Source organism: Deltaproteobacteria bacterium (genome assembly GCA_020848745.1).
Lineage (GTDB): Bacteria > Desulfobacterota > Binatia > UTPRO1 > UTPRO1 > UTPRO1.
In genome coordinates this window covers 1-5,160 of the sequence record JADLHM010000146.1, presented here as the reverse complement: position 1 = coordinate 5,160, position 5,160 = coordinate 1, and the positions used below count along the sequence as shown (strand labels likewise).

Annotated in this window: 6 protein-coding genes and 1 pseudogene; 5 read left to right on the top strand and 2 right to left on the bottom strand. The window is 65.8% G+C overall.

Annotation, left to right across the window (positions count from 1 at the left end; translation table 11 throughout):
• From scpA to IT293_20920, 3 genes are all read left to right on the top strand, one after another.
• Positions 1-2,071: methylmalonyl-CoA mutase (gene scpA / locus IT293_20930; GenBank protein MCC6767127.1), on the top strand; the 2,071-nt coding region annotated here is incomplete at its 5' end.
• A 43-nt stretch (positions 2,072-2,114) separates the two neighbouring features.
• Complete coding sequence (locus tag IT293_20925; protein MCC6767126.1) at positions 2,115-2,387, top strand: nucleotidyltransferase domain-containing protein; 273 nt, start codon at positions 2,115-2,117, stop codon at positions 2,385-2,387.
• A 212-nt stretch (positions 2,388-2,599) separates the two neighbouring features.
• Entirely contained in the window at positions 2,600-2,911 is a 312-nt protein-coding gene (locus IT293_20920) for a D-aminoacyl-tRNA deacylase (GenBank protein ID MCC6767125.1), read from the top strand.
• Positions 2,912-3,586: 675 nt separating this feature from the next.
• On the opposite strand, the gene IT293_20915 is transcribed toward IT293_20920, so the two are convergent.
• Together IT293_20915 and IT293_20910 are read right to left on the bottom strand one after the other, a co-directional pair.
• On the bottom strand, positions 3,587-3,862 hold the full coding sequence (locus IT293_20915) for a hypothetical protein (protein ID MCC6767124.1): 276 nt from the start codon (positions 3,860-3,862) through the stop codon (positions 3,587-3,589).
• 87 nt (positions 3,863-3,949) lie between these two features.
• On the bottom strand, positions 3,950-4,360 hold the full coding sequence (locus IT293_20910; GenBank protein ID MCC6767123.1) for a hypothetical protein: 411 nt from the start codon (positions 4,358-4,360) through the stop codon (positions 3,950-3,952).
• On the opposite strand from IT293_20910, the gene IT293_20905 reads away from it, so the two are divergent.
• Complete coding sequence (locus IT293_20905) at positions 4,353-4,874, top strand: hypothetical protein (protein ID MCC6767122.1); 522 nt, start codon at positions 4,353-4,355, stop codon at positions 4,872-4,874. The genes IT293_20910 and IT293_20905 overlap by 8 nt on opposite strands.
• Before the next feature lie 189 nt (positions 4,875-5,063).
• Positions 5,064-5,160: pseudogene (locus IT293_20900) on the top strand (transposase domain-containing protein).

Here is a 5,160-nt window from a genome sequence, read left to right as displayed (position 1 = left end):
CGACCTCGTCTGGCACACCCCCGAAGGCATCGACGTGAAGCCGCTCTACACGGCGTCGGACGTCCAGGGTCTCGATTTCACGGACACCTTGCCAGGCTCCTTTCCGTTCCTCCGGGGGCCGCGTGCGACCATGTACGCGGGCCAGCCGTGGACCATCCGCCAGTACGCCGGTTTCTCGACCGCCGAGGAGTCGAACGCTTTCTATAGAGCGAACCTCGCGGCGGGGCAGATGGGACTCTCGGTCGCCTTCGACCTCGCGACCCACCGCGGCTACGACTCGGACCACCCGCGAGTCGTCGGCGACGTCGGCAAGGCGGGCGTCGCGATCGACTCGGTCGAGGACATGAAGATCCTCTTCGACGGCGTGCCGCTCGACAAGATGTCGGTGTCGATGACGATGAACGGCGCCGTGCTGCCGGTGCTGGCCTCCTTCATCGTCGCCGGCGAGGAGCAAGGCGTGCCGCGCGCCGCGCTCACCGGCACCATCCAGAACGACATCTTGAAAGAGTTCATGGTGCGGAACACCTACATCTATCCGCCCACGCCCTCGATGCGGATCGTCGCCGACATCATTCAATACACGTCGCAGGAGATGCCCAAGTTCAACTCGATCTCGATCAGCGGCTACCACATGCAGGAAGCCGGGGCGACGTGCGACTTGGAGCTCGCGTTCACGATCGCCGACGGGCTCGAGTACGTGCGGGCCGCGCTGTCGAAGGGATTGGACATCGACCAGTTCGCCGGCCGGCTCTCGTTCTTCTGGGCGATCGGGATGAACTTCTACATGGAGATCGCCAAGATGCGCGCCGCGCGCATGTTGTGGGCGACTTTGATGAAGAAGCATTTCAACCCGAAGAAGCAGACGTCGCTGATGCTGCGGACGCACTGCCAGACCTCGGGCGCTTCTTTGACGGAGCAGGACCCCTACAACAACGTCATCCGCACCACGATCGAGGCGATGGCGTCGGTGTTCGGCGGCACGCAGTCGCTCCACACCAATTCTTTCGACGAAGCGATCGCGCTGCCGACCGACGCTTCCGCCCGCATCGCCCGCAACACGCAGCTGATTCTCCAGCTGGAAACCGGCATCCCGAAGGTGATCGACCCGTGGGCCGGCTCGTACTTCATGGAGTCGCTGACGCACGCTTTGGCGCGGAAGGCCCTCGGCATCATCGAGGAGGTCGAGAAGCTCGGCGGCATGACCAAGGCGATCGAGGCCGGGATGCCGAAGCTCCGGATCGAGGAGACGGCGGCGCGCCGGCAGGCCCGCATCGACCGCGGCGAGGACGTCATCGTCGGCGTCAACAAGTTCAAGCTCCCCGAGGAGCCGGAGATCGACACGCGCGAGATCGACAACAAGGCCGTCCGCGAAGCGCAGATCGCGCGGCTCGAGAAGATCAAGAAGTCGCGCGACGCCAAGAGGGTCGCGGCGACGCTGGAGGCACTCACGGAAGCCGCCGGCAGCGGCACGGGCAATCTCTTGGAACTCGCCGTCGAAGCCGCGCGCGCCCGCGCCACGCTCGGCGAGATCTCGAGCGCGCTCGAAAAGGTCTGGGGCCGCTACCACGCCGAGATCCGCTCGATCAGCGGCGTGTACGGCCGGGCCTACGGCGACGACGCCGAGTGGAAGGCGCTCCGCACCGAGGTCGACGCGTTCGCCGCCGAGCACGGCCGCCGCCCACGCATGCTGGTCGCCAAGATCGGCCAGGACGGCCACGACCGCGGCGCCAAGGTGATCGCGACCGCGTTTGCCGACCTCGGCTTCGACGTCGACGTCGGCACGCTCTTCCAGACGCCCGACGAGGTCGCGCGCCAGGCAATCGAGAACGACGTGCACGTGATCGGCGTCTCGACGCAGTCGGGCGGCCACAAGACCCTCGTGCCGCAGCTGATCCAGGAGCTGAAGCAGCAAGGCGCCGGCGACATCGTGGTGACCGTCGGCGGCATCATCCCGTCGAAGGACTACGGGATGCTGGAGAAGGCGGGCGTGCAGGCGATCTTCGGGCCGGGAACGCAGATCCCGGCGGCGGCGCGGAAGGTGCTGGGGCTGATCTCGACAGTCGGTCGATAGGCGATCGATACCAAGTGATAGCGGGCGAAGGGAGGTCGCCGCCATGTTGACGCGTGACGACGTCCTGACGACACTGCGGCGCGAGCGGCAACGGCTGAGTGCGCAGTATCCGATCCGGCGCATAGCACTCTTCGGCTCCTGGGCACGCGGCGACGCGCCACCCGACCGCGATGTCGACATCCTCGTGGAGGTCGACAGTTCGATTGGGCTTCGTTTCGCCGATCTTGCCGCCGAGCTCGAACGTGCCGTGGGTCGGCCGGTAGATCTCGTCTCTCGCCGCGCGATCAAGCGATCAAGCCGCCGCTCTGGGCACTGATCGAGCCCGAGCTGATCGATGCCTAAACGGGACGTCGCGCTGCTCGTCGGCGACATCCGTACGGCGATCGGCAAGATCGAACGCTACGCCGCCGGCTTCGGTCGGTAGTGGGTATGAACCGCCGAGTTGACGTAATCGAAGCTTATCGGCCGTCCGCCCCGCTCCGCTCCGACTGCTTCTTCTTTCTTCCCTATTCCTAAACGAGCCTGCGCGTGTTCGACGATGTTTCCGCTCACGCTCAGCGGAGCGTGGCCGAGGTCGGCGGGAGCTTGCTCGCCGTGTCGCAGTTCACGCTCCTTGCGGATTGCCGTAAGGGACGGCGGCCGTCGTATGACGAGGCTCTTCCGGCGGGCGCCGCCCTGCCCCTCTTCTTGCGGTTCGTCGACGAGCTCCGTGCGTTCCTCGATCGAGTTGAGACCGGTTCCTTTGATGCAGAGATGCATGTCCGTCTCGTCAACGCGGGTCCATTCACGTTGATCCTCGATTCGCGGGCTCCGCGCGGTTCGTCGGGCCCGGCCGATTGAACAAAACCTCTGCAGAAGCTTGACCCCGACGAAATTCCTCTGCATTTCCATCTGCAACGTCGGCTGCCGAACACCGCACGTGGATTGACCGGAGGCAGTTGAGTCGAGGGGGGGTGGCATGTCCGGTTCGTTGACGTTTCTGAAGTGGTCGTTTGCGATCGTAGTTTCGATCGTAGCGCTTTTGTCGCGGGTGGCCGCGGCGCACGCGGACGCGGGTAAGTGTCAAGCCGCCATCATCAAGGCCGGTGCGGCATTCGTCCAATCGAAGGCGAAGGCACTCGCGAAGTGCGAAGACGCGATCGTAAAGCGCAAGCGGCCGGCGGGAGACTGCCACGCCGACGTGAAAGCAGCTCCCGCCATCGCAAAGGCCGCTGCGAAGCTTCAGGGCACGATCACCAAGGCGTGCGGCGGGCAGGACAAGATCTGCGGCACGACGGATGACGATACCCTCGCGTCGATCGGCTGGAACATTGCGTGCCCGAACTTCGAAAACGGCGCGTGCAACGGTGCGATCGCGAGCTGTGCGGACATCGGTGCGTGTCTCAAGTGCATTGGGGAAGCGGCGACCGACCGAGCGGCGAGTATCGCGTTCGACGCGCTGGTCCCGACCGATCCGAAGACCGAGAAGGGTCTCAACAAGTGCCAGGCGGCCATCGTGAAAGCGACGACCGCTTTCTACGTCGCGAAGTCGAAAGCCCTCGCCAAATGCTGGACGTTGGTGATCGCCGGGAAGGCCACGAACCCTTGTCCGGAGCCGGGCGACGGCAAGGCTGCCGCGGCCATCGCCAAAGCCGAGACGAAGAAGCGCGCCAGCACTTGTAAGGCGTGTGGCGGGGCCGACAAGCTGTGCAACGGGGTTGGCGACTTCACGCCTTCCGCGATCGGATTTCCGGCGCAGTGTCCCGCGGCGACCGTACCGGGTGGCTCGGCATGCGATGGCGCCGTCGTCACGCTCGCGGATCTCGTCGCTTGCGTCGATTGTACCAACGAGTACGCCGTCGATTGTGCGGATCGGAGCGCGGTGCCGCTCGTGGTTCCTTACCCCGCGGAGTGCAACGGCGCTGGCGGGCCGACACCGACGTCCACCGCTGCCGTGACGCCTACCGCCACGACCACTGCGAGCCCGACGTCCACAGTGACGCCGACCGCGACGGGTGCGACGGCTACCGCGACCCCGACGTCCACGGCGACGGCAACCGCGACGCCGACGGCGACCTCGACAGCCGCGACCCCGACCGCAACCGCTACGGCCACGTCGACGGCGGCGACGCCCACTGCGACAGCGACCGCAACCGGAACGGCGACGGCGACCTCGACGGCAGCTACTCCGACCGCCACCGCCACGTCCACGGACCCTACGCCAACGCCGACCGCCAGTGCCACACCGACTACTACGGAAACGCCGACGCCGACCGCAACGGCCACGCCCAGCGACGCCATCGTGAACATGCCGACGCTTGGCGACTACTGGGCGATCGACATGCCGGACGATATCCCACCGCTTTTTGCGCCGAGGCAGCGCGTCAGCAACGGGTCGGCACTCACGGTGTCGTCGATCCGTGTGTGTCTCGGACGTCAGAACGGGACCGAGAGCGGGCCGGTGCACTTCGAAATCTGGAGCGACAAGACATCCGGCTGCCCGAACGGCGAACCCCACTGTCAGGAGCAGCAGCTCGGTGACGACTCCGATTCCTTCGAGGTCAGTGCCCTTGCCACGATGGGAAGCGGTACGGGTGCATGCGGAAGCGCCAGCAATGGCGAGGAAGTGACGATCACCTGGACCGGCAATCAGCCCGCTCCGAGCGCCAATTTCTGGGTCGCCGGCGTCGATGACGGTGTCACCGGCGGTGAGGTTCGCTGGGGTGCTTCCGCGGGCGACACCTACGTGGACACGAATTTCGACGCCTGGAAGGGCGACGTCGACCGCAACAACGATTTTTATTTCGTCGTCGCGGGTCAGTGACGGCCTAGCCTCGGGCTAGCCCCAATGCCGGTCACATAAGACCGGGTTGAAGGTTTTGGATCGCTCCCAGCGTCCGCTATTCCCATCGCGGGGTGGGGAGGTGGGACGATGGGGCTGGGGGAGAACCTGCTCGCCGGCGTCGACGAGCGTACGGCGAGCTTCGAGATCTTTCGCGACAGTATTGATCCGGCGTGGATCACCGCGGCGCTGGAGGCGACCGGGACGGCGACGATCCGCCGCCGCAAGCTGCCCGCCGAGTACGTGATCTGGCTCGTGATCGGCATGG